This is a genomic window from Streptococcus sp. HCA-5024 (assembly GCF_037890265.1).
GTDB lineage: Bacteria > Bacillota > Bacilli > Lactobacillales > Streptococcaceae > Streptococcus > Streptococcus lingualis.
Genome location: NZ_JBBKBR010000003.1, coordinates 133,430 through 157,540 on the forward strand (window position 1 = coordinate 133,430; position 24,111 = coordinate 157,540).

A 24,111-nucleotide genomic window follows, 5' to 3' on the forward strand; every position below is an offset into this window, starting at 1 on the left:
AAACTAGTCGTTTTCTTTTTCTTCCACCAAAGGCAACTCGGTATGATCGACGAAATTGGTCATGGTGACACCCAAGAGGCGGATTCCAGTATTTGTCGATTCAATTTCTTGGAAAATGTGGCGAGCGGAACGATTGATCCGCTCAGCCTCTCGTGTTGGCTCCGTCAATGTCATTCGCTTGGTCAGGGTGGTGAAGTCTCCATAGCGCACCTTTAAGACCAAGGTCTTTCCTTGCTTGCCATGTTTTTCCAGCGATTGGGCTACCTTACTGGACAGATTGGCAATTTCTTCTAAAATATCATCTTCAGCATAGAGGAGCTTGCGGTAGGTCCGCTCTTTTCCGATCGACTTGCGGATACGATGGCTCTTGACAGGGCTATTGTGAATCCCTCGCGCCTTACGAAAGAGATCATAGCCAAAGCGCCCAAATCGATCAATCAAGGTCATCTCCGGGATAGCTAAAAGATCCGCGCCAGTATAGACACCCATCTCATGCAGGCGCTCCACTGTCTTCTTTCCTACCCCGTGAAATTTGGCAATGTCCATCTGGCTCAGGAAATCCTCGGCATCCTCCGGCAAGACCACCGTTAGGCCACGGGGTTTTTGGTAGTCACTTGCCATCTTTGCCAAAAACTTATTATAAGAGACACCTGCTGAAGCTGTGAGATGCAGCTCTTCCCAGATCGCATGCTGAATCAAGCGAGCAATCTTGACAGCTGATTTGCTCTTGATTTTATTTTCCGTCACATCTAGATAGGCTTCATCAATACTCATAGGCTCGATCAGATCTGTATAGCGCTTAAAAATCTCACGAACCTGCTCACCCACTTCTCGGTATTTTTCATAATTTCCAGAGATAAAGATCGCGTGGGGACAAAGGTCCAACGCTTCTTTAGAACTCATAGCCGAATGAATCCCATATTTCCTTGCTTCATAGTTACAGGTCGAGACCACACCTCTCCCTCCTGATTGACGAGGGTCCTGGCCAATTACGACAGGCTTCCCCTTTAAACTAGGGTTATCTCTTTCTTCGACCGCAGCAAAAAATGCATCCATATCAATATGAATAATCTTGCGACTCGTATCATTCACCAATGGAAATATCAGCATTTTTCACCCTCCTTTTTTCTATTATAAGAAGAAAATTTTAGAATTGCAAAAATCGGCCCCTCCTAAAAACATGAAAATTGATGGAAATTCGTGTTCATTTTTCAAAAATGTAGTACAGTATCGCAGAAGAGTTGAAACTGTATTATAAAAGAATCTGCTATTTTTCGCAATTTGTCTTTGTGTAACCGGTTTCTGTATGGTATACTACTATTGTAAGTGCAACAGATATAGTTGCTAGAAAGACAATAGAGGAAAATAAAAATGGTTGTTAAAACAGTCGTTGAAGCACAAGATATTTTTGACAAAGCCTGGGAAGGCTTCAAAGGTGAAGATTGGAAAGAAAAAGCAAGCGTTTCTCGCTTCGTTCAAGCTAACTACACACCTTATGATGGAGATGAAAGCTTCCTAGCTGGTCCAACTGAACGTTCTCTTCACATCAAGAAGATTGTTGAAGAAACAAAAGCTCATTACGAAGAAACTCGTTTCCCATACGATAACCGTCCAACATCTATCGCTGATATCGCAGCTGGATATATCGACAAAGAAAACGAAGTCATCTTCGGTATCCAAAATGATGAATTGTTCAAATTGAACTTCATGCCTCGTGGTGGTATCCGTATGGCGGAAACTACTTTGAAAGAAAATGGATACGAACCAGATCCTGCAGTTCATGAAATCTTCACAAAATACGTTACAACTGTAAACGACGGTATCTTCCGCGCTTACACTTCTAACATCCGTCGTGCTCGTCACGCTCACACTGTAACTGGTCTTCCAGACGCTTACTCTCGTGGACGTATCATCGGGGTTTATGCTCGTTTGGCTCTTTACGGTGCTGACTACTTGATGGCTGAAAAAGCAAACGACTGGAACTCTATTACTGAAATCGATGAAGAATCAATCCGTCTTCGTGAAGAAGTAAACCTTCAATACCAAGCACTTCAAGAAGTTGTTAAATTGGGTGACCTTTATGGTGTAGACGTACGTCGTCCTGCCTTCGATACAAAAGAAGCGATCCAATGGACAAACATCGCCTTCATGGCTGTCTGCCGTGTGATCAACGGTGCTGCTACTTCTCTTGGACGTGTGCCAATCGTTTTGGATATCTACGCTGAACGTGACTTGGCTCGTGGTACTTACACTGAATCAGAAATCCAAGAATTTGTTGATGATTTCGTTATGAAATTGCGTACTGTTAAATTTGCTCGTACAAAAGCTTACGACGAATTGTACTCAGGTGACCCAACCTTCATCACAACATCAATGGCTGGTATGGGTAACGACGGTCGTCACCGTGTTACTAAGATGGACTACCGTTTCTTGAACACTTTGGACAACATCGGTAACTCTCCAGAACCAAACTTGACAGTTCTTTGGACTGACAAATTGCCATACAACTTCCGTCGCTACTGTATGCACATGAGCCATAAACACTCTTCTATCCAATACGAAGGTGTAACAACAATGGCGAAAGACGGATACGGTGAAATGAGCTGTATCTCATGTTGTGTATCTCCACTTGACCCAGAAAACGAAGAACAACGCCACAACATCCAATACTTCGGTGCTCGTGTTAACGTTCTTAAAGCTCTTCTTACTGGTTTGAACGGTGGTTACGACGATGTTCATAAAGACTATAAAGTATTTGACATCGATCCAATCCGTGACGAAGTTCTTGAATTCGAATCTGTTAAAGCAAACTTCGAAAAATCTCTTGACTGGTTGACAGACACTTACGTAGATGCTTTGAACATCATCCACTACATGACTGATAAGTACAACTACGAAGCTGTTCAAATGGCCTTCTTGCCAACTCACCAACGCGCTAACATGGGATTCGGTATCTGTGGATTCGCTAACACTGTTGATACTTTGTCAGCAATCAAATACGCTACTGTTAAACCAATCCGTGACGAAGATGGCTACATCTACGATTACGAAACAATCGGTGAATACCCACGTTGGGGTGAAGATGACCCACGTTCTAACGAATTGGCAGAATGGTTGATCGAAGCTTACACTACTCGTCTTCGCAGCCACAAACTTTACAAGAACGCTGAAGCAACTGTTTCACTTCTTACCATCACTTCTAACGTTGCTTACTCTAAACAAACTGGTAACTCACCAGTCCATAAAGGGGTATACCTCAACGAAGATGGTTCTGTGAACTTGTCTAAATTGGAATTCTTCTCACCAGGTGCTAACCCATCTAACAAAGCTAAAGGTGGATGGTTGCAAAACTTGAACTCACTTGCTAGCCTTGACTTTGGTTACGCAGCTGATGGTATCTCACTCACTACTCAAGTATCACCACGTGCTCTTGGTAAAACTCGTGACGAACAAGTTGATAACTTGGTAACCATCCTTGATGGATACTTCGAAAACGGTGGACAACACTGTAACTTGAACGTTATGGACTTGAACGATGTTTACGAAAAGATCATGTCAGGTGAAGACGTTATCGTTCGTATCTCTGGATACTGTGTAAACACTAAATACCTCACTCCAGAACAAAAAACTGAATTGACACAACGTGTCTTCCACGAAGTTCTTTCAATGGATGATGCCTTGAACTAAGATTCAAATAGGTCTTAAAAACCAGTCGGAAACGGCTGGTTTTTTCATCCCCATCGAAAGAGTATTCTGAATTTTGAAAGAGTTTAAGAGCCTACTATATAGAGTTTGACAGCGCTTTCTCCAAGTGTTATAGTAGAGCTGTAAATAATATAGAAGGGGTGATCCTATGTTTTTAACATTTATTTTCGCTATTATTTGGCTCTTTATCCTGATTGCACTGATCTTTTTAGCAACCCTTCTCGTCCAGGACAGCACCGTGCAGCACCACCACCCGAGTTAGCGAATGATAAGCCTAAACAATAGCTATTCTAAACGAATTCAGAAAGGATAAGAAACAAACTAGAATTGTCAGATTTTAGTTCTGTCTCTCGTCCTTTTTTGCTATAATAGAAACAGATTATTTAGTAAGAAGGAAATTATGGAAGAGTCAAAACAGATCAACCAAGTGATCGACGTCCTGATGTTAGCTGGAACCCTCCTGATCGAGAGCGGTTCTGAGATTCACCGGGTCGAAGATACCATGATCCGGATCGCCCATTCACAGGGAATCGTCGATTGCAATGTTTTAGCGATGCCAGTCGCTATTTTCTTTTCAATTGAGAATGCTAATGTCACGCGCATGAAACGGATCTTGCGGACTAATTACAATATTGAAAAGGTCTGTGATGTCAATCAGATCTCTCGTCAACTTGTCTCTGGAGAGATCGATCTCGAGCAAGCCTACCAGTCCCTGAGCGAGTTAAAAAGAAAGCGTGTTCCTTATACCAATCTCCAGTTAACCATTGCAGCAACCCTTAGTGCGCCTTTCTTCTCCATCATGTTTGGTGGAAATTTCTATGATGCGATTGGAGCGGGCATTGCAACTGTCTTTGCCTTTGCTTTTTCACTTGTCGTAGAGAAATATGTTCGCATTCCTTTTGCCACTGCTTTTGCGGCAGCCTTTGTCTTTGGCTTTTTAGCCCATATTTGGACGCGCTATAGTGGTTTTCCTTCCAATACCGATCTCATTATCGCAGGCTGTGTCATGCCCTTCGTTCCTGGGATCGCTATGACCAATGCCGTCCGAGATCTGATGAATTACCACCTCAACTCTGGGATGAGCAAACTCTTTGAGACTCTCCTCATTACTCTTGCACTTGGTGCCGGTACAACCGTTGCCCTTGTCCTTATGAAATAAAATCATGAACCTAACTGAATTTTTAATCCAAGCGGTGGCCAGTTTGATTGCCATCATCACCTTTTTAATCGTCCTAAATGTGCAGCGCTCCATGCTGATTCCTGGAGGAATCTTAGGGATGGGCATTTGGCTACTTTACTACATTCTGAAAGGGCCTACCAATGTCATCGTTGCAACCTTTATCGCCGCCATTGTCGGCTCCTGTATCAGTCAGATTTTAAGTATCATTCTCAAGACGCCTGTCGTGGTCTTTATGTTGTCCATTCTCGCACCCTTGGTTCCTGGATATATTTCCTATCGGACCACTTCCTTCTTTGTCAGTGGGCAATATCGCCAAGCAGTAACCAGCGTGACCCTGGTGGTTATTCTGGCCTTGGTGATCTCCATCGGGATGGCTAGTGGCTCTGTCGTCTTGAAACTCTACCATTCCTACCAACGCCATCAAAAAAGAAAAACGACCAATGCCAACTAGCATTGGTTAAAATTTAGACAAACTATTTTTTATATCAAACAACCTAATTGATGCAAAATACTGAAAATGATATTTTTTTCAAGATTCATTCAAAGATACACTGAAACTTTTCGCCGTGAGAAATGTGCCTGAAATACAATTATTTCAGGCACTCGGGAGTTTTGAGACCTTAGGCTCAAAACTAAGTCATGGAACTTCTTCGAAGTTCGCTGACGTCCGTACTCACCTAAGAAAAGTTTCTAAGATGACTTTGCCTTCAATCTGACCAATGCCAACTAGCATTGGTTTTTTCATAACTTAGAGGTATAATCGCTTGCATTTTCCCTTAAAAGGAATACAATGATAGTGAAAAAACAAATCCTTTAAAGGATGCGAGGTGATGTATGATGCTAAACAAGTATATCAAGTATCTTCCTTGGATGATCCTAGGAGCCCTCCCCTCCTATCAATCAGCAACTATCTATGCCCGTAATTCATTTGACTTGTTCTATCTGACCTTGAACTTTCTGATTGTGTACATCGCTTTAATCGTCTTCTACGAAAATGTTCTAAGAGACAAATGCAAAGAACTCTTCATACGAATCATGAGCAATCCTAAAAAAGATAAGCAAGGATAAGAGTTGAAAAGCCATCTGAGGATGGCTTTTTCTTATAGATTCTCTATTTTTCTTTGAAACATTGCAAAATCGGTCCCGAGAATGATTTCCTTGCTGATCTAGCTTTTTCAAGGGAGTTTTACCCTTAAATATGGTAAAATAGTAACGAAATATACTAGTAGATATCAGATAAAAAAGAGGTTAAGAATGACAATTGGGATTGATAAGATTGGTTTTGCGACGAGCCCTTATGTCTTGCGTTTAGAAGATTTGGCTGCTGCTCGTAATACTGATCCCGAAAAACTGAGCAAGGGTCTTCTCTTAAAAGAACAAAGTGTTGCACCGATCACAGAAGACATCGTCACATTGGCTGCTACTGCAGCAGATGATATTTTAACAGACGAAGATAAAGAAGCAATCGACATGGTGATTCTTACGACAGAATCTGGAATTGACCAGAGTAAGGCTGCTGCTGTGTTTGTCCATGGCTTACTAGACATCCAACCTTTCGCTCGTTCTTTTGAGATGAAAGAAGCCTGCTATGCTGCAACTGCTGCCTTGGATTATGCTAAACTCCATGTTGAAAAATTCCCACAGAGTAAGGTTTTGGTCATTGCCAGTGACATTGCTAAATACGGAATTGGAACTCCTGGAGAACCAACACAGGGGGCCGGAGCGGTTGCCATGCTAATCAGCCAAAATCCTCGTATTCTATCTTTTAACGATGATAATGTTGCCCAAACACGCGATGTCATGGATTTTTGGCGTCCAAATTACGCGACAACTCCCTTCGTGAATGGAATTTATTCAACACAACAATATCTAGATTCTCTGAAAACAACCTGGGCGGAATACCAGAAACGGACTGGCCTTACCTTGACAGACTTTGCGGCCGTCTGCTTCCATTTACCTTATCCAAAATTAGCTCTCAAGGGCTTGAAAAAAATCTTGGATAAGTCAGTACCAGAAGAGAAAAAAGATCAATTACAATACAACTTTGATCAATCGATTCTATACAGCCAACGCGTGGGAAATATCTACACTGGATCTCTTTTCCTAGGCTTGCTATCACTACTGGAAAATCGTCCCCAACTCAAAGCCGGGGACCGAATCGCCCTCTTTAGCTATGGAAGTGGAGCAGTTTCTGAGATCTTTAGTGCCAATCTCGTTCCTGGTTTTGAGCAACTCCTAGATCACAAACGTATGGACAAACTAGATCAACGGACGGTTCTTAGTGTTGCTGACTACGAACGACTCTTTTATGAGGAAGTAGATCTAGACTCTAGTGGCAATCAAGTGTTTGAACCTGCTACGCTTCAAACTTATGCTTTGACAGAGATCAAGGAACACCAACGCACTTACCAGAAAGTAGAAAAATAATGGCACGATTACCAGGTTTTGCAAAACTTTCTCCCACAGAACGCATAGAGGCCTTACTGAAGGAAGGCCTCTTAACTTGGGATGAAGCACAGATCTTAAAAGAACAAAAGGGACTTCCCTTTTCTATTGCAGATCAATTGACGGAAAATGTCTTGTCGACTTTTGACTTGCCTTTTAGTCTCGCTCCTTATTTTCTGATCAATGGTCGTGACTATGTCCTTCCTATGGTCACAGAAGAGCCTTCCGTGGTTGCAGCTGCCAGCTTTGCGGCCAAGCTCATTCAACATTCAGGCGGTTTCACCACCCAGGTGTACCAACGCCAAATGATCGGTGAGATTGCTCTGACGGATGTTGAAGACATGGAAGTTGCTAGCAAGCGTATCCTAGAAGACAAGAAAACCCTTCTTCAGCTCGCTAATGAAGCCTATCCTTCTATCGTTAAGCGTGGAGGTGGAGCGAGAGATCTTTGGGTCGAAAACAAGGGGGATTTTCTTATTGTCTACTTGGCCGTCGATCCCAAAGAAGCCATGGGAGCCAATATGCTCAACACCATGCTGGAAGCTCTGACCGATCGCATCCAGGAACTCTCTGGTGGTCAGGCCTTGATGGCAATTTTATCCAACTTGGCTACTCGCTCTTTAGTGAGTGCACGGTGTGCCATCGATTTTAAAGCACTGAGTCGAAATCCTGATGAAGCCATTGAGATTGCCCACCGGATGGAGCTAGCTAGCCAACTGGCTCAAGTGGATCCTTACCGTGCGGCTACTCATAACAAGGGAATTTTTAACGGGATTGATGCCCTAGTCCTTGCGACAGGCAATGACTGGCGGGCCATCGAAGCAGGAGCCCATGCCTATGCTGCACAAAGTGGTTCTTACAAGGGTTTGAGTCACTGGACAAGTCAGCCGGAAGAGAAAAAACTCTATGGAGAGATCACCCTACCAATGCCGGTTGCGACAAAAGGAGGCTCGATTGGCCTCAACCCAACGGTTCAAGTCAGCAACCGTTTGCTAGGAGAGCCTTCTGCTATTGAATTAGCAGGTATCATTGCGTCGCTCGGTTTGGCGCAGAATTTCGCGGCCCTCAAAGCCCTAGTCACCACAGGAATTCAAGCAGGACATATGAAACTCCAAGCACGCTCCCTAGCCCTTCTAGCAGGAGCAAAGGAAGAGGAAGTTCCCCGATTGGTCAGCCAACTCCTTGAAAACAAACCCTTTAACTTAGAGAAGGCACAAACACTCTTACAAGAATTGAGAAAATAAAAGAACTAAGACAAACTAATTCTTTAGTAAATTAGGTCAAGTGATTCTGCAAAGAAATAAAAATGAGTTCTAATTTTTTAAATGAATCGAGAATATAATGAAACTTTCCGCCGTGAAAAAAGTGCTAGAAACACTTTTGTTTCTAGCACTCGGAATTATTGAGACCTTAGGCTCAATAATTAGTCATGGAACTTCTTCGAAGTTCGCTGACGTCCGTCTTCACCTAAGGAAAGTTTCTAAGATGATTTTATCTTCACTTTGAGAACTAAGACCCACGTCTTAGTTCTTTTGTGTTTGAAAAAATTTTCTTATTGTTTTAAAAATGGCAGATCGGGCTTTTTCTTGGTATAGAGCACCACTTCGATAAAGGTCCCTACTTGGACGGCAAAGAGCAGTCCGACGAGAAGATTAATCCGATGGTCTGTTTCATAAAACGGAGAGTTCCATAAGAAGTGATTGGCTACTGTCGAGAGAACACACCAGAGCCCAAAGAGTTTTTCCTTTTGCTGGGTCACTTGAGACAACAAGAGGAAGACACCAACTGATACAACAGCTGTATAGAGGGCATGTGAAGCTAATCCACCAGATATCCGGTTAATGGCCTCAGTAACCGCGGCTAATTGGCTGGTTTTGGTTTGGCGGGCAACGTACCCTAAATCCTCAATGATTTGAAAACCAAAGCCAGAGCCCAAGCCTGCAATTAGAATCGTTTTTAGATCTTTCTTGCCAACCATCAAGACAACCCAAAAGGCAACTAGAGCTTTAAAGAATTCCTCTGAAAATGGGGCCGTCAAGGCATCAGTCCACTTGTTAAAGACAGTGGCATCCTTGATCACATGGCTATTCATAATATCAATCAAGCTATTGCCTGAAAAGCTCAACCAGCCTGCTACGAAGGCACCTCCAAACATGGCAATCCATAAGACATAAGTTGGGACAGATAACTGCTTGGCCAATCGTTTTGAAAAGAGATAGAGCGGGATAATAATTGCAGCTAAGACAGACAAGTTTAAGACCAAATCTCTGCCGGCAGACTGACTAAATTCTTGTTGAGAAAGATGACCGAGTTCAAACTCCAAGCCAATTCCTGCAAACAGTAGAAAAAGATAGATAGAGGCTCTTTGAATTTTAGTCATCTTGTTTTCCTCCCTTTTGTTTCTTTGAGCGAATCAGATAGATCACAATCGCTAGAAGGGTTGCCCCGAACAAGCCTGCTGCTAGAATGTAATCATAGTCAAAATCAACGAGATCAATCTTCTCTTCATAAGCAGCATCTTCTTCGTCATCTAGATCCTGCAGGGCACTTTTCCCGTGTTCATCTGCCACCTTTTGTTCTGCTTCTTTTCTGATTTCTTGCAAGCGTTCGAAGGTCTTCTCAGCTCTTGCTAAGCTTTCCTCTGTTGCCTTCTTACTAGCTTCTTCAGGCTGAGAAGCAAGGGCAATTTGTTCCTGATCACTCAGATCTTGTTCGACCATCCACTGAGACTCCAACCGTTCCATTTCAGTACGAATCGCCCCATCTTCGAATAAATCTGGATACTTGGCCACAAGGTCATTGATTCTTGAAATGGTCCAATACCAAGAGCGATCATTGTAATGATCCCCTAATTCTTGGTAGGCTTGATAGGTGTTAAGGATATTGCCATAGTAGGGTAGGTATGGAGCATTTCGTGGACTACCCATTGACAGCCACATGGTGCCTCCACCTGCACTCGCTGGGACCTCATCTTTCAGTTGGAAAATATGGGCCTCCATGACATTTGGATTGGAAATAGGGTATTTATAAACCGCATCAAACTCCCCTTTTTTCGGAATGCCTTTTCCATCCAGCTCCATTTGATCCTGTGGTTTATATTTGGTTCCTTCCAAACGATTGCGTTGGAGATTCATAGCATCGCGGAGGGTTAATTTTCGATCGGTTGTATGAAGAAGGTCAAAGGACGCATCGTCATATTTAACAGGAGAGCTTGGGTCTAGCGATTTGATTCCCGACCAAACCCGAGAGCGATCTGCTTCTTGCAAAGGCGGATTATAGGATTGAGAAACGTGGAATTTTCCGTCCACTTCCTTATAGCTATTGGCTTCTTTGGCGACTTTTTCAAGATCTTTTGAAGCGATCGTGCGTTCGGTATCCGATTGATCGACATGCCCTAAGAAGAAGGTATTTGGAAAGACCGCAAATCGATCCTCTGGGAAGAGAATCGCTGCATATTGATGGCCAGATAGGATTTCCATATACCAGACGCCTTCTTTATCGGCAATGGTCACAATATTTCCTTCTGCAGCGCCTTTTTCTTCGACGATTTTAGCAATGAGTTCGACCCCTTCTCTTGCGGTTTTCACACTTGGGAGAACAATACTGGTCAAGCCCGATTCTGCGAGGCCATCCTTGACATAGGGATCCACTTTTTGGATCTTGTCATTTGCTGAAGCAGATACAGTGGCAGAAATGGAAACCCCATATTCGTTGAATCCTGCTTCGTCAAAAATCCCTTGTTCAGGGGTGACATCCGGGACCGCTGTATACTTATAGCTAATCTCTGGCAAAGGGTATTGAAAACCGTTGGCAGCATCTTCAAAGATGGCTCCTTTTTTATTGTAGACACGCTCTCTGACCACAAAATTTTTATTATGGTTGGGTTCTAAATCTTCGGTACGCCCTACCAAGGTCGAACCGTCGGCAGTCAGTTTCTTCCCGATGATGAACCCTGTACAAGCCTCAACAGGTTGAGCAATCAACAAAAGCGGAAGCAAGGCTGCTACAGCTGATCGAAAATAGTGCTTTTTCATCCTAAACTCCTTTTTAAAAATTTTTTCCTTATTTAGTATACTCTTTTACAAGCATATTTTGCAAGCGATTCCAGCAACCGTAAACGATTCGTAAACTATCAGAATTTTTGAGGGAAACACTTTTTCAAAAAAGAAGAGGCTGGGACAAAAGTCCTAGCCTCTCAATTATTTTTGGATTGTCGAGCAAGACGCAGTGGTTGAGTGGGCTCTACTACGCTGATTTCATCAGCTTTTACAGCCCTACTCAACTGTGCGGAGGTGGGACGACGAAATCGAATTTTAACGAATTACCGATTTCTGTCCCACTCTCTTTCATTTTCTCTGTTGATTTGCTTGCCACAATTTTCCATAGAGGAGATAGTCGACTTCACGGAGCTCTTTCAGGTTCTGACAACCGAGCGCACAAAGGAGCAATCTGAGGTCTTCTTTCCAGCCTTGGACAAGGGCGATTACTTCTTCAATACTCTTAGTCTCTACCATCTCAAGAAAAACGCGGGATAGTCCTACGCCACGCGCTCCAAGGACCAAGGCCTTAACCATATCAAGAGGATGACGGATGCCACCACTAGCAAGGACCTCAACCTGATCCATCTGATCCTGTAACTGTAAGAGACACTGCGCAGTTGACTGTCCCCAATCATCCAGATATGCGCGATTGCCACCACGACGATTCTCAATATAGGCAAAGCTAGTGCCACCACGGCCAGAAATGTCAACGGTTTTAATTCCAGCATCTAGCGCTGCCTGAACTGTTTTGGGATCCATACCAAAGCCGACTTCTTTCAGGACTACAGGTACAGGAAAGCCCTGCCCATAGCTCTTGAGATGGTCTTTCCAAGTGTGGAAAATCCGCTCCCCTTCAGGCATGAGCAACTCTTGCATCAGATTCACATGGACTTGAAGAAAGAGAGGTTGTAGCTCTTCCACTGTTCGCAAGCCCAGATCTGGCTCTTTATCGATTCCAATGTTGGTTGCTAAAAGAAGATGAGGATGGTCTTTTTGGACCGCATACGATTGATCGTTCGGATCCTTCAGCCCTGCGCTGTAAGAGCCAGTCACAAAGAGAATCCCACAGGCTTCGGCTACTGCTGCCAACTTTTGATTGATCTCTTTGGCCCGTTTACTCCCGCCTGTCATGGCATTGATATAAAAAGGGACCTCCCAATCACGCCCTGCGAAATGGGTTGTTAGATCAATCTCCGCTAGATCCACAAGAGGGAGGGATCGGTGAATCAGCTCGATCTCATCAAAGCTATTATAAGAGAAGCTTTGCTCCAAGGCATAGCGAATATGCTGGTCTTTTCGATTTTCGCTCACGAATCTCCCATCCTTTCTTGGTAAATGACTTCAATATTCTTTTCCTTCCAGCGGTCTATCAAGGTCTGAGTCTCAACTGGGTCAAAACTAAGGGCGATTCCACAGTCGCCTCCTCCGGCACCACTAGATTTGGCACAGGCAGAAAGTCCCTCTGTCGCTTCTTGCAGAACTTTTAGAGCTGGGGTATAGATCAAAGGGTTCAAAGACTTTAGATTCTTATCCGCACGTTTGATACTGGTCTCGATTTCCTTTTGGTTCCCTTCACGGAGGCCTTTTTCAAGATTCTTCACTGCAGTCTGACTCTCCTTGAGAAAGCCTTCATTGATCGCCCCCTTGACCTGGCGGATCAAATCACTTGAAATCGCTGGTTCCTTAGTCCAACCAACCAGAAAATCATAAGAGACGGCTGGCTGGATCACTCGGATCTGATAGTTCCAATCCAGGTCTAAAACTTGTGAGAGGGGCTGGGAAGTCAAGACTTCATGCAACCAAGCCCGATCAAAGGATTGGTAATAAATCAAGTCCTCGTAGGCAATACAAGCCAAATCACCCATGGAACCATTGTCCCCTCTTTGCACCAAGACCACTGCTGCTAGTCGAAAGAGCAGGTCCGGATGTAGGTCTAGTTCATACAGAGCGGCCACGGCCTTGATCACGAGCAAGACCACACTTCCGCTGGAACCAATCCCATACTTTTTCCTCTCTTCGCCCAACGTCCCTCTTAGGTGAAGATCAAACGGTTTAGGGGCTATCCCCTGATCTTTCAGCCACTTTTCCATGAGCTGAATGGTCTCTTGAATCAAGGCGTAGTCCTTATTTGGGGTCAAATCCACCTGGTAACCAAAGAGATCTGAGACTAGCTGATAGCTTCTAGATTCTTGGATAGTAGCTGACAGATAAATGGGAATAAACTGAATCACGGCTCCATAGCCAGGCGTTAGCACTGCGTATTCTCCAGCTAGATAGAGCTTGCCTCCAGTCTGTACCTGATACTTAGTCTTCATCTTGAGGGTCCTTTGTCTTAGATACGATGGTCCGATAGCGGGCATCAAATAAAGGTACCAGCTGATCCAAGTCTTCTTCTAAACAGAGAACCTTAACATTCGGCCCTGCATCCATAGTAAAGTAACAAGCATGGCCTGCAGCGCGAAGCTCACGGACAAAGTCCATAGCTTTATGGCTTTCTTCTGTCAAGTAGCTAAAAGCTGGAGTGGCTGTTCTAGTCGTCGCATGCATAGCAAGGGCATTGCGCTCTGTCAGATGACCGACCCGTTCAAAATCATTGGCAACTAGATAGCCCAGCATGTCCTTATAATCTTGTCGAGACTCTTCGATCCATTCTTTGAAATTAGTCGAAGTCTCCATGCAGCGTTTCATCCCTTCGCGGCTGGAAACAGGCTTTTGCTTGTCATTGAGGACCAGCATGATCATCGCGAGTTTTAGGTCTGTTTGGACCTTATAAATTTCTCCACTTTCTTTGTCCCAGGCTGCTAAAGGGCCAAAGAAAGACCGCGAAGAAGAGCCCGAAGCAAACTTGGCTTTTTGAGCTAATTCCTCCTGGGTCAAGCCCAAATCATAGTACCGATTACAAGCCTTGACGAGAGCAGAGAGCCCGCTCGAGCTAGAGGACAAGCCTGCGGCGGTTGGCATGTTGTTGCTGGTATCCACCCGAACAAATCCTGCTTCATCTGCTGGCTTCAAGCCATCAATCACAGCTCCAATTTTGGCTTGCTCAGCTGGATTTTGGAATTCCCCATCGATGTAAAATTCATGCGCAGTCGCATCTGCTGGCAAGGGAGAGAGACTGGTCTCTGTATACATATTCTCTAAGGTCAACGAAATCGAACTGGTCGAAGGGACCATCTGTTTGGCATCTTCTTTTCCCCAGTATTTGATAATCGCGATATTGGCATAGGACTTAGCCTTTACAGGTTTTCGATCCATGTATGGTGCGCTCCTTCTTTTTCTAATGCATGGGCAATGGTTTCTGCTTCACGAGAATCCTTGACGAGGGCAATCACACAGCCTCCAAGACCGCCCCCACTCATTTTAGCCCCTAAGGCCCCATTTTCAAGGGCAACGGCGACCAGGTGATCTGCTTCTTTACAGCTGACACCAACGGCTCTCAAGTGGTCATGACAAGCTGTAAGAGCCTGCCCAAGGCCAATGAGATCTTTTTCTTTCAGAGCCGCTTCTACCTGCTGGGTCAACTGACCAATCTCATGGAAATGGGACAAAACTTCCTGCCCTTTAGCTTCAACCTTTTGAATCGCCTCACGGGTATTGCCGTGAATCCCCGTATCCGCAATCACCAAACTCGCTTTTATACCCAGCTCCAGCGGGTAAAAGCCGACATTCCGGATGAATTTAATGGCTTGATCGCTCAGACAAGTCTTGGCATCCAGACCGCTTGGATTCATATGGGCAATGGTTTCTGCTCGATTGACCAGGATTTCTAAGGTCTCATCGTCCAGCTCCTCTTGATAATAGTCAAAAACTGCACGAATAGCTGCGATACTGACCGCCGCAGAGGACCCCATCCCCCGTTTTTCCGGTACCATAGACTGAATCCGACAGCGAATCCGGGCCTCACGAATCCCGAGGTGCTCAAGAGACGCAAAAACCGCCATGGACAATGTGTCATCTTCAAACAAAATCCATGGACTGTCTGCCGGGATGATCTGGCAGATCACTTCGATATGATGGAGTGGCAAAGCAATAGCCGGATAACCATAGACCACCGCATGCTCTCCAATTAAGATAATTTTACTATGCGCCCTTCCGACGCCTATCTCTTTGTTCATATTCATCTCGCTCTATTAAGGTCATTACTATTTTAATATAAATCAGCCAAAAAAGCGATGCTTTTGAAGGAAATCCAACCTAAGACGGAGTTGAGTTCTATCTGACAGATAGTAAAAGGCTAGGATCCATCATCCTAGCCTTCCATTTCTATTTTTCAAATTCTTGTTTGATCAAGTCCATTAAGGAGTTGCGGTCCAGGATCCATTGGGCCCGTTCGTCCTTCTCATAGGTCCGGTTGGACAAAAAGATCACAGCTTCCTGCCTCTTTCGATTGTACATGATGAAGGTTCCAGTATAGCCCGTATGATCCAACCAGTCACCCTCTAGATTCCATCCGAGAGCGCGGGTCTTGCCCTCTTCACGCGCAAAATTCTGAGACAAGTCACGCGCAAAATCATCCTTCAGATAATGCTCTAAGAAGCGCTCTAGATCAGCAACAGTTGAAAAAAGTCCTGCACTTCCCGCATGAGGGCCCAGAACTCTCGCTTTGGGATCATGAACACTTCCAGAAGCAAGGCCACGGACCGTTGGCACCGCCTTTTCGACCGGTCCAAACCGTGTCTCTGTCATCTTCCAAGGTGTAAAAATCAGCTCTTCAAATAAACGATCCAAGGACTGGTGAAACCTGTCTTCTAACCAAAAGCCCAGCAAAAGAAAATTGACGTCGGTGTAATGAAAACTCTTGTCTTCTTTTATCTGCAAATTTTCAAGGGCTGTTTTCAACTGTCTCGCATCCAATTGATCCCGGTTGGGGATAAAAGGATCGAGCCCAGAAGTATGGGTCAAGAGTTCCCGGATGGTCGTCTTCTCATGAGCAAAACGCGGGTAAAGCTCTTTAAAGGGGCGATCGAGTGGAAGCTCCCCTTTCGCATACAAAAAGGCACAGATGGTAGCGACTCCGACGACCTTACTGACACTGGCCAAATCATAGACCAGATCAGCCTCTACTGGCTCTCCTTTTTCAGGGTCCGCAAGTCCTAGATAGTGCTCACTCCACTGACCATTGCGGTAAAGCCCAAGAGAGGCACCTGGATAGATGCCTTCTTGGATTTGTTCGGTAATTTTTTCGATGATTGCGTTCACGCTCATCACTCCATTCTTATTCTTCATAAGAAATATGGACCTGATCTTGATTGGCTTCAAACCAGAGTTCGATCTGGCTTGGATCCTTGGCAATCAAGAAAGTTCCCTTACGGTGCACAAAATCGACAGCTTCTCCCAAGCGTTCTTTCAAGTCTTCCACATCAAAAGATGCCAATTCGACCTTGATCATGCTCAAATCCCAAGTCACCTTGTTCTCCACTTGGAGATCTTCTCCTTGGGCTTCCTGCAAATGGATAAAGCGGGCAAGATCTGGCAAGCGTCTGTAAAGCTCCTGAGATTGGGCAAGATCAGCCACGTTGACCTCAAGAAAGTCCACATCAAAGTTCGTCAAACCTTTGAAATCTTCGGGAGCTTCTACAAGAGGCGCTTTCTCCAAAGGTTCTAGGCTTTCAAGATTTTCTTCCGCATGCACGAAAATGGTATCTCCTTGAGGAGACACAACTTCAAAGGCGCGACCATTAGCTCCTTGGTAAAGGGCGCTTGTCTCTGGCTGGCGGGCCAACAAATAATCAATTTCTTGAGCTTGTGCCACTTTCACCACGATGCGACCCAATTTCTTTGGACCTTCGACCTTACGCGAACGCATACTCGGTGACTCTTCTAAGACGATTTTTTCTACTTTTGAGGCATCTCCTAAAGACAGGAGAGCTCCTTCTTCCACTAATACTTTCATTCCCAATGTCTCTTCATAAAAGCGTTGATTGACATTTCGGTTATTCACTTTCAAGACTGGGATCACTCTTACGATCTGATTTGCTGTCATACTTTCCTCCAAGCACTTTTTATTGTAAAAGATTTTCTGGCTTTTTACAAGAAATCTTGTGCAAAAAAGACAGATTTTTCAAAAATAAAAATCTGTCTTTCTTTTTTTAGTATACTGTTCGTGTATGGACCCGCCCGTTTGGAGCTTCAAATTCGTATTCTAAGTAATCCTGATAGGTCCCTGGTGCAATCACTCCACGCACATCTAATACAGCCGTTCCTGCCTGTCCCACAATGGAATCTGCTAACAGGCAGCAATTAGTAGACAGAACAAAGTAAGATTTAAAACGCGAAGAAGTAAATTTATATAGCTCAGCCCCTAAATCATATTTCAATTTGTAAGCGTAGGTCGGCTGACCGTCTTCCAGTAACCTCCTAGGTGGATCCCAAGGTTCTAACAACTGATCAATTTCAGCTAGACGCTTCTCTACTGCCTGATTCTCTTCTTCGGTAAGGGATAGGCTGTAGCCAAACAGCGTCTTTTGACTCTCTTTTTTACATAGTTCGATGTATGGTTCCTTATCCACTTTAAACAGTACGCCATCCCCAATCGTCCCAAATAGACGCTCTGAAAAGGGATCGTAACTTCCGTAAGAAATGACCTTCCCCTGATAACAAATATCTACATGCCCAATCGCTCCAAATAAGTTGCTGTCAGAAGTATGAACCAAAATTTCTAATTCCCTTGCCTCTTCTTCTTTTTTCACCAATCGATAAGGGCCTGTGTGTCCCGCCGAGCTCCCTTTTTGAAGAAACTGGTTAAACCGTTTTAACTCCTTAGCAGGGATAAAGGCTGCAAAGATAACCGGTAGGCTAATACGAAAGCGACGTTTTAACTCTTGGCCTTGTTGGTCTTTGTCAAATAAAATACCATCTCGAATATTAGAAATCCCCAACAAGACCAGATAAGCCCCCAAGAGGATAAATTGGAAGTGCCCATCTGAACCAGGTTCCAAGACAGTTGCTAGACCAAGCCCACCGTTTAAAAGCGCATCCCATAAATAGAGCCAGCCTCCTTTTACCCGATTGGCCTTATAAAGCCAAAATGTGATCCCATAGACAATGGCACTCCCCAACTGATATGCCCCTAAACAAATCACAACTAAGTTTACGGGCAGACTACTCAGTCGATTCAACCAGATCAACGCAAGTGAAAGAAAAATAAACCAAATAGAGTGGCTATAGGAAATAGACTTGCTACGTAACAAAAAGCGAAGAAGAAAGCTTCCTAGTCCATCAACTAAAAAGTAAATGGCTAATAGATCCAAGGAAAATTTGGTGAAACCAACGCCGTTTCGAAAAATGAGAATCCCAAAAATGACGGCAAGAACCCCAAACAATAAGGTCCGTCTTCTTGCAACTTGTTCAAAAGATATTTTTTTCAATATTCCTTCTCCTTATAGACGAAAGGTCTTTAGACAAATACTATTTTATCAAGTATAATATAAGAAGTAAAGAAAAAAGAAACTGATAAAAGGAGCAGTCTATGAAATACAATCAATATAGCTATCTATCTGTTGACCAAAAAGACATTCTTAAGGAACTAAAAGAAATTGGGTTTGACCTTCCCACCCACCTCCCAGAAAAAGAACTGTTTGAATGGTTTGTCCGCAAGGTTTACTTCACCTATAAAGATACAGATTATCCCCTCTCTAACCTAGTGGTGGATTCTAAAACAGACTTTTTAACGTATATCCAATCTGACTGCGAATGGTCTCCGAACATTTTTTACACAGTAGCCCTCCAATTACTCGGTTTCCGCTATTTTATTGATTTTGAAGATACGGATAGCTTCTTGAAAGAAGTCCAATTTCCGATTGAGTATGGAAACTTGGTAGAAAACCTCTATCACCTTCTCAATACTCGAACAGTAAAAGGAAATTTACTCATCGATCAGTTGGTCAGCGATGGCTTGATTCCTGAAGATAACCAGTATCACTATTTTAACGGCAAGAGCCTCGCAACCTTTACGAGCCATGATGCCATCCGCGAGGTCGTCTATGTGGAAAGTCGGGTCGATACCGACAAAGATGGTCTGCCAGACTTGGTCAAGGTCAGCATTATCCGTCCTCGCTATGAAGGCAAGATTCCAGCTGTTATGACCGCAAGTCCTTATCACCAAGGGACCAACGATAAGGCCAGCGACAAGGCCCTCTACAATATGAATGTCGACCTCGAGGTCAAAGAACCTCATACCATTCAAGTAGAAGTACCTCAATTAGAATTGGTGGATCCTGTCGGTTCAGCTGAGCTAGTCGATGAAGCTGAAGAAACTCTCACCCATATCAATTCCAGCTATACCCTCAACGACTACCTCCTTCCACGCGGCTACGCTAATCTCTACGTATCTGGAGTGGGGACAAAAGATTCGCAAGGCTTGATGACCAATGGAAATTACCAACAAATCGAAGCCTACAAGAACGTTATCGACTGGCTCAATGGCCGTTGCCGGGCCTTTACAGATCACACACGCAAACGCCAAGTCAAAGCTGATTGGTCTAATGGAAAGGTCGCAACCACCGGGATCTCTTACCTTGGAACCATGTCTAACGGCCTTGCGACCACAGGTGTGGACGGTCTTGAAGTCATCATTGCAGAGGCTGGGATCTCTTCTTGGTACAACTACTACCGCGAAAACGGCCTCGTGACAAGTCCTGGTGGCTATCCAGGTGAAGATTTCGATTCCCTTGCCGAATTGACCTACTCGCGCAACCTTCTAGGTGGAGACTATTTGCACCATAATGCAGCCCACCAAGCCGATCTAGACATCGTGAAAAAAGAGCTGGACCGCGCTTCTGGAGACTACAATCAATTCTGGCACGACCGCAATTATCTCTTACATGCTGATCAGGTGAAGGCTGAGGTGGTCTTCACTCATGGTTCGCAAGACTGGAACGTGAAACCTCTTCACGTCTTTAATATGTTCCAGGCTCTTCCAACAAGCATCAAGAAACACCTCTTCTATCACAATGGTGCCCATGTCTATCTCAACAACTGGCAATCCATTGACTTCCGCGAAAGCATGAACGCCCTCCTCTCTAAAAAATTGCTGGGCTACGATTCAAGCTATGAATTGCCTACTGTCATCTGGCAGGACAATACAGGAGAACAAAGTTGGACTTCCTTGGATGATTTTGGCAACCAAACAAATCAGCGGACCTTCTCCCTGGGAGACGACGAAAAAGTCATCCAAAACCGCTACGAGACAAAAGATTACGAGCGCTATGGCAAGGCTTATCCGACCTTCTTAAGCGATCTTTACCAAGACAAGGCCCAACAGGTGACAATTGATCTTCCAATCGAAGAAGACCTGCACCTCAACGGGAAAGCTCGCCTTCACCTGCGACTTCACTCCAGCACCAATAAAGGTCTTCTCTCAGCCCAACTCTTAGAGCTTGGAAGCAAGAAATACCTCCAACCCTATCCTGCAGTCTTATCGGTCCGTACGCTGGATAACGGTCGCTACCATATGCTAGACAACTTGACCGAGTTGCCATTCAAGGAAGCCGGCCAGCGAGTGATTTCGAAAGGTTATCTCAACCTCCAAAACCGGCATGACCTCTTAGAGGTTGAGGCCGTAACACCAGGCGAGTGGATGGAATTTGACTTTGATCTCCAACCAACCATCTACAAGCTCGAAAAAGGTGCAACTCTTCGCTTGGTCCTTTACACGACGGACTTTGAAATCACTGTGCGTGATCAAACCGATTACCAACTCACCATTGACTTAGCACAATCAAGCCTCCATCTTCCTGAAATGACAGAGGCCCACTAATCGTGGTATCAAGGCTTAGCCTTTCTTTGCTTCATTTGACAGCTTAGCCTACTTATGTTACTATCTAATAGAGTATTTCATAGAAAAAGATATTAGAGGAAGTTATGGCGATTGAAAAAACTGTCAGCGAAATTGCTGAAATTTTAGGAGTCAGCCGCCAGGCGGTCAATAACCGTGTCAAGGCGCTGGCTCAAGAAGATACCCAAAAAAACGAAAAAGGGGTTACCGTTGTAACCCGTAGTGGCTTGATCAAGCTCGAAGAAATCTACAAAAAAACTATTTTTGAAGATGAGCCAGTCAGCGATGATGTAAAGCAACGCGAATTGATGGAAATTTTGGTAGATGAAAAAAATGCTGAAATCGTCCGTCTCTACGAGCAACTCAAAGCCAAAGACGAGCAACTCGCTAAGAAAGATGAACAGTTGCGCGTGAAAGACGTTCAAATTGCTGAAAAAGACAAGCAATTGGACCAACAACAACAATTGACTTTACAAGCAATGAACGATCGCGATACCTTGAAACTTGAACTCGAACAAGCCAACGAAAAAGTTCAAGAGCAAGAAAGCAAAGGTTTCTGGGCACGCGTTTTCCGTCGATAATCCGGGGCTGGATCCTACCAGTCCCTTTTCTTTTCTACCACAGGAGATTTCCCATGAAAGCATTAGAAGATTATATCGCCTTCGATCTCGAATTTAACCAATACGAAGGGGCCTATCAGATTATCCAGGTGTCTGCCGTGCGTTTTACGGACGGTAAAGAAGTCGATCACTACGACTCCTACGTCTACACCGATAAGCCCCTAAAAAGCTTTATTAACGGCCTGACTGGCATTACCCAGGACAAGATCCAAAATGCCCCACAACTCGAACAGGTCCTCAGCGAATTCAAGGCCTTCGTTGGAGATCGACCCTTGATCGGATACAATGCCCTGAAGAGCGACCTTCCCATCCTGCTTGAAAATGGCTTAGATTTAGAAGACCAGTACGCCGTTGATGTCTTTGACCAAGCTTTCGAGCGTCGTCCATCTGACCTCCACGGCATTAAAAATCTCCAACTCCACACCGTTGCAGAATTTTTGGGAGTCGCAGGAAAATCACACGATAGCTTAGAGGACGCCCGCATGACAGCTCTTGTCTACGAACAATTCCTCGAATTTGATCAAGGCCGCACCCTCCTTGACGAGCAAGAGAACTTCTCCACCAACCCCTTCGGAGGCTTGGACTTATCCGGATTTTTTGATGAATAAAAAGAGAGAGTGGGACAGAAATCGGTAATTCGTTAGAATTCGATTTCGTCGTCCCACCTCCGCACAGTTGAGTAGGGCTGTAAAAGCTGAAGAAATCAGCGTAGTAGAGCCCACTCAACCACTGCGTCTTGCTCAACAATCCAAAAACAATTAAGAGGCTAGGACTTTTGTCCCAGCCTCTTTTGAGTTAATGAAAACTTCCTTTGCTTAAAATGGTAATTTCCCTGCGAAAGCACCGAGTTTTTTCTTGGTTGCAGCATCAATTTCTTCAATGGCAGCATTGATGGCTTGAACCGTCATATCAGAAAGAGTTTCTGTATCTTCAGGATCGACCACTGCAACATTGAAATCAATGGAGACGACCTTCTTATCACCTGTAAGAGTCGCGACAACCAAATCTTGAGCAGATTTTCCGACAAATTGAGTTGCAGCTAGCTCCGCTTGGCTTTGCTCCATTTGCTTTTGCAATTTTTGAGCTTGCTTCATCATATTTTGCATATTCATCATAATATTTTCTAGATTCCTTTCGTATCAAGGGTTTAGACCCTTTTTCTTAATTTTTACTGCCCACTTCTGCCCATTTTTCTAAAAATCGTCGAATGCGTTAGCGACTTCTTTTTGTTGTGATGGGAACAAATGTGAGTAGATATTTATTGTAGTATTGATAGAACTATGTCCTAGTCGTTTCATTAGAGTGAAAAAGATATAATCCTTTCCTTCTCCTCTCCTCAGTCCCTGATTTATTAAAAAGGCTACATGTGAATGCCTAAAATCATGGTTTCGAATCAATTTGAAATCTTTTGGCAATCGTTTCTTGAATGATGCTCTAAAGTTAGAGACATTCGGAGCAGTCATAGGCTCTCCTGAAAATTGGAAAATCTGCAAATCATCTGTTGAATCAGTTAGCTTAGACAGCTTCTGACTTTGAACTGATTTCCAAGTTCTCAACTCATCCACAAAAGCTTTATGGATGTAGATTTCTCTATTTGATTGAGTTGTCTTTACAGATCCAATATGTGTTTTCCCATTGCGATAATATGCTGACTTACGGATCTTAATATATCCCTCGTCAAGAAAAACATCTCTCCAAGTTAAGGCAAGTGCCTCTCCCATACGAATTCCTGTAAACATGAGTACACGATATAGAAGTTTAAAAGGATATTCACTTTCTTCGAAATAGGACTCAAACTCCTTGAATTGTTCAGGAGTATAATAAGACATTTCTTTATGCTTTTCTGGAAGTTTCCGAATAGCATTACATGGATTGTCCTGTCTAAAACCTTTTGAAATAGCGATATCAAACAATTTATGAACAAAAATCATTTGTTGGTTAATATGCGTTGCTGTAAGTGTGCCGCCTTTTACACTAGGCTGTTCGATTAACCAATCTCGATATTTTTTTACATCTTGAATGGTAACTGAAGACATATCAGCATTTTCAAAGAATCGCGATACATATTGGGTATAGTATGAGTCCTGGGTATCTACTGTACTTCTTTTATTTCCACGAAGCTCATCTTCTCCTTTTAACATTACATAAAGAGTGGAAATGGTGAGTTTTTTTGTATTCTGTATCTGATTTAACTTATGGATACGGTAATAAGCCTCATATTCCTCTGCTTCTTTTTTCGTTAAAAAATTAGATTTGCGGTGTCGTATACGTTTGCCAGTTAAGGAACTTTTACCATCACTAATATCAACTAGCCACAGTCCATCGTCCTGTTTAATTACCGCCATG

General features: G+C 43.9%; 21 protein-coding genes. 9 read left to right on the forward strand and 12 right to left on the reverse strand.

All coding sequences use genetic code 11. The features are described 5' to 3' along the window. Nucleotides 1-3 precede the first annotated feature (3 nt). Nucleotides 4-1,110, reverse strand: coding sequence for a DNA polymerase IV (gene dinB, locus WKT08_RS06400; RefSeq protein ID WP_340280896.1), 1,107 nt, complete (start codon nucleotides 1,108-1,110; stop codon nucleotides 4-6). A gap of 261 nt (nucleotides 1,111-1,371) precedes the next feature. On the opposite strand from dinB, the gene pflB reads away from it, so the two are divergent. From pflB to WKT08_RS06430, 6 genes are all read left to right on the forward strand, one after another. Continuing rightward, the gene (gene pflB / locus WKT08_RS06405; protein ID WP_003005386.1) at nucleotides 1,372-3,687 is read left to right on the forward strand and encodes a formate C-acetyltransferase; all 2,316 of its coding nucleotides are present in this window, start codon (nucleotides 1,372-1,374) and stop codon (nucleotides 3,685-3,687) included. Nucleotides 3,688-4,105: 418 nt separating this feature from the next. Continuing rightward, the gene (locus WKT08_RS06410) at nucleotides 4,106-4,864 is read left to right on the forward strand and encodes a threonine/serine exporter family protein (protein ID WP_340280898.1); all 759 of its coding nucleotides are present in this window, start codon (nucleotides 4,106-4,108) and stop codon (nucleotides 4,862-4,864) included. Between the two features lie 4 nt (nucleotides 4,865-4,868). Continuing rightward, a complete protein-coding gene (locus WKT08_RS06415; RefSeq protein ID WP_003008808.1) occupies nucleotides 4,869-5,336 on the forward strand; it encodes a threonine/serine exporter family protein in 468 nt (155 codons plus the stop codon). 386 nt (nucleotides 5,337-5,722) lie between these two features. Then, nucleotides 5,723-5,953: a hypothetical protein gene (locus WKT08_RS06420; RefSeq protein ID WP_118227821.1), complete on the forward strand. Its 231-nt coding sequence runs from the start codon at nucleotides 5,723-5,725 to the stop codon at nucleotides 5,951-5,953. 186 nt (nucleotides 5,954-6,139) lie between these two features. Next, nucleotides 6,140-7,312: a hydroxymethylglutaryl-CoA synthase gene (locus WKT08_RS06425; protein WP_340280901.1), complete on the forward strand. Its 1,173-nt coding sequence runs from the start codon at nucleotides 6,140-6,142 to the stop codon at nucleotides 7,310-7,312. Then, nucleotides 7,312-8,574 carry a hydroxymethylglutaryl-CoA reductase, degradative gene (locus tag WKT08_RS06430; protein ID WP_340280903.1) on the forward strand — a complete coding sequence of 421 codons (1,263 nt, stop codon included), beginning with the start codon at nucleotides 7,312-7,314 and terminating at the stop codon, nucleotides 8,572-8,574. Before WKT08_RS06425 ends, WKT08_RS06430 begins: the two co-directional genes overlap by 1 nt. A gap of 308 nt (nucleotides 8,575-8,882) precedes the next feature. Here the strand turns inward: WKT08_RS06430 and WKT08_RS06435 are convergent, their stop codons facing one another. The 9 genes from WKT08_RS06435 to WKT08_RS06475 all read right to left on the reverse strand — a co-directional run bounded on the left by WKT08_RS06435 (nucleotide 8,883) and on the right by WKT08_RS06475 (nucleotide 18,737). Beyond that, complete coding sequence (locus tag WKT08_RS06435; RefSeq protein ID WP_023919160.1) at nucleotides 8,883-9,710, reverse strand: PrsW family glutamic-type intramembrane protease; 828 nt, start codon at nucleotides 9,708-9,710, stop codon at nucleotides 8,883-8,885. Beyond that, nucleotides 9,703-11,364 carry a C69 family dipeptidase gene (locus WKT08_RS06440; protein WP_340280906.1) on the reverse strand — a complete coding sequence of 554 codons (1,662 nt, stop codon included), beginning with the start codon at nucleotides 11,362-11,364 and terminating at the stop codon, nucleotides 9,703-9,705. The genes WKT08_RS06435 and WKT08_RS06440 overlap by 8 nt, the downstream gene beginning before the upstream one ends. A 312-nt stretch (nucleotides 11,365-11,676) precedes the next feature. Beyond that, nucleotides 11,677-12,681: a type 2 isopentenyl-diphosphate Delta-isomerase gene (fni, locus tag WKT08_RS06445; RefSeq protein ID WP_340280908.1), complete on the reverse strand. Its 1,005-nt coding sequence runs from the start codon at nucleotides 12,679-12,681 to the stop codon at nucleotides 11,677-11,679. Then, nucleotides 12,678-13,685, reverse strand: a complete 1,008-nt coding sequence (locus WKT08_RS06450) for a phosphomevalonate kinase (RefSeq protein ID WP_340280910.1) — start codon at nucleotides 13,683-13,685, stop codon at nucleotides 12,678-12,680. The genes fni and WKT08_RS06450 overlap by 4 nt, the downstream gene beginning before the upstream one ends. Next, entirely contained in the window at nucleotides 13,675-14,625 is a 951-nt protein-coding gene (gene mvaD, locus WKT08_RS06455) for a diphosphomevalonate decarboxylase (RefSeq protein ID WP_023919167.1), read from the reverse strand. Before mvaD ends, WKT08_RS06450 begins: the two co-directional genes overlap by 11 nt. Then, nucleotides 14,607-15,485, reverse strand: a complete 879-nt coding sequence (gene mvk / locus WKT08_RS06460) for a mevalonate kinase (protein ID WP_340280916.1) — start codon at nucleotides 15,483-15,485, stop codon at nucleotides 14,607-14,609. Before mvk ends, mvaD begins: the two co-directional genes overlap by 19 nt. A gap of 148 nt (nucleotides 15,486-15,633) precedes the next feature. Further along, nucleotides 15,634-16,575 (reverse strand): serine hydrolase domain-containing protein, encoded by a 942-nt coding sequence (locus WKT08_RS06465; protein WP_340280918.1) that lies wholly within the window; start codon nucleotides 16,573-16,575, stop codon nucleotides 15,634-15,636. Between the two features lie 10 nt (nucleotides 16,576-16,585). After that, nucleotides 16,586-17,353 (reverse strand): CppA N-terminal domain-containing protein, encoded by a 768-nt coding sequence (locus tag WKT08_RS06470; RefSeq protein ID WP_340280920.1) that lies wholly within the window; start codon nucleotides 17,351-17,353, stop codon nucleotides 16,586-16,588. 106 nt (nucleotides 17,354-17,459) lie between these two features. Beyond that, nucleotides 17,460-18,737, reverse strand: a complete 1,278-nt coding sequence (locus WKT08_RS06475; RefSeq protein ID WP_023919173.1) for an HdeD family acid-resistance protein — start codon at nucleotides 18,735-18,737, stop codon at nucleotides 17,460-17,462. Nucleotides 18,738-18,838: 101 nt separating this feature from the next. On the opposite strand from WKT08_RS06475, the gene WKT08_RS06480 reads away from it, so the two are divergent. From WKT08_RS06480 to WKT08_RS06490, 3 genes are all read left to right on the forward strand, one after another. Continuing rightward, nucleotides 18,839-21,127, forward strand: coding sequence for a Xaa-Pro dipeptidyl-peptidase (locus tag WKT08_RS06480; RefSeq protein WP_320909715.1), 2,289 nt, complete (start codon nucleotides 18,839-18,841; stop codon nucleotides 21,125-21,127). A gap of 104 nt (nucleotides 21,128-21,231) precedes the next feature. Continuing rightward, the gene (locus WKT08_RS06485) at nucleotides 21,232-21,726 is read left to right on the forward strand and encodes a DUF536 domain-containing protein (RefSeq protein ID WP_445330263.1); all 495 of its coding nucleotides are present in this window, start codon (nucleotides 21,232-21,234) and stop codon (nucleotides 21,724-21,726) included. A gap of 53 nt (nucleotides 21,727-21,779) precedes the next feature. Continuing rightward, entirely contained in the window at nucleotides 21,780-22,373 is a 594-nt protein-coding gene (locus WKT08_RS06490; protein WP_023919176.1) for a 3'-5' exonuclease, read from the forward strand. Between the two features lie 207 nt (nucleotides 22,374-22,580). Here WKT08_RS06490 and WKT08_RS06495 read toward each other — a convergent pair whose 3' ends face one another. Both WKT08_RS06495 and WKT08_RS06500 read right to left on the reverse strand, forming a co-directional pair. Continuing rightward, nucleotides 22,581-22,880: a YbaB/EbfC family nucleoid-associated protein gene (locus tag WKT08_RS06495; RefSeq protein WP_021153902.1), complete on the reverse strand. Its 300-nt coding sequence runs from the start codon at nucleotides 22,878-22,880 to the stop codon at nucleotides 22,581-22,583. 78 nt (nucleotides 22,881-22,958) lie between these two features. After that, nucleotides 22,959-24,110, reverse strand: a complete 1,152-nt coding sequence (locus tag WKT08_RS06500; RefSeq protein WP_155200336.1) for a site-specific integrase — start codon at nucleotides 24,108-24,110, stop codon at nucleotides 22,959-22,961. Nucleotide 24,111 lies beyond the last annotated feature (1 nt).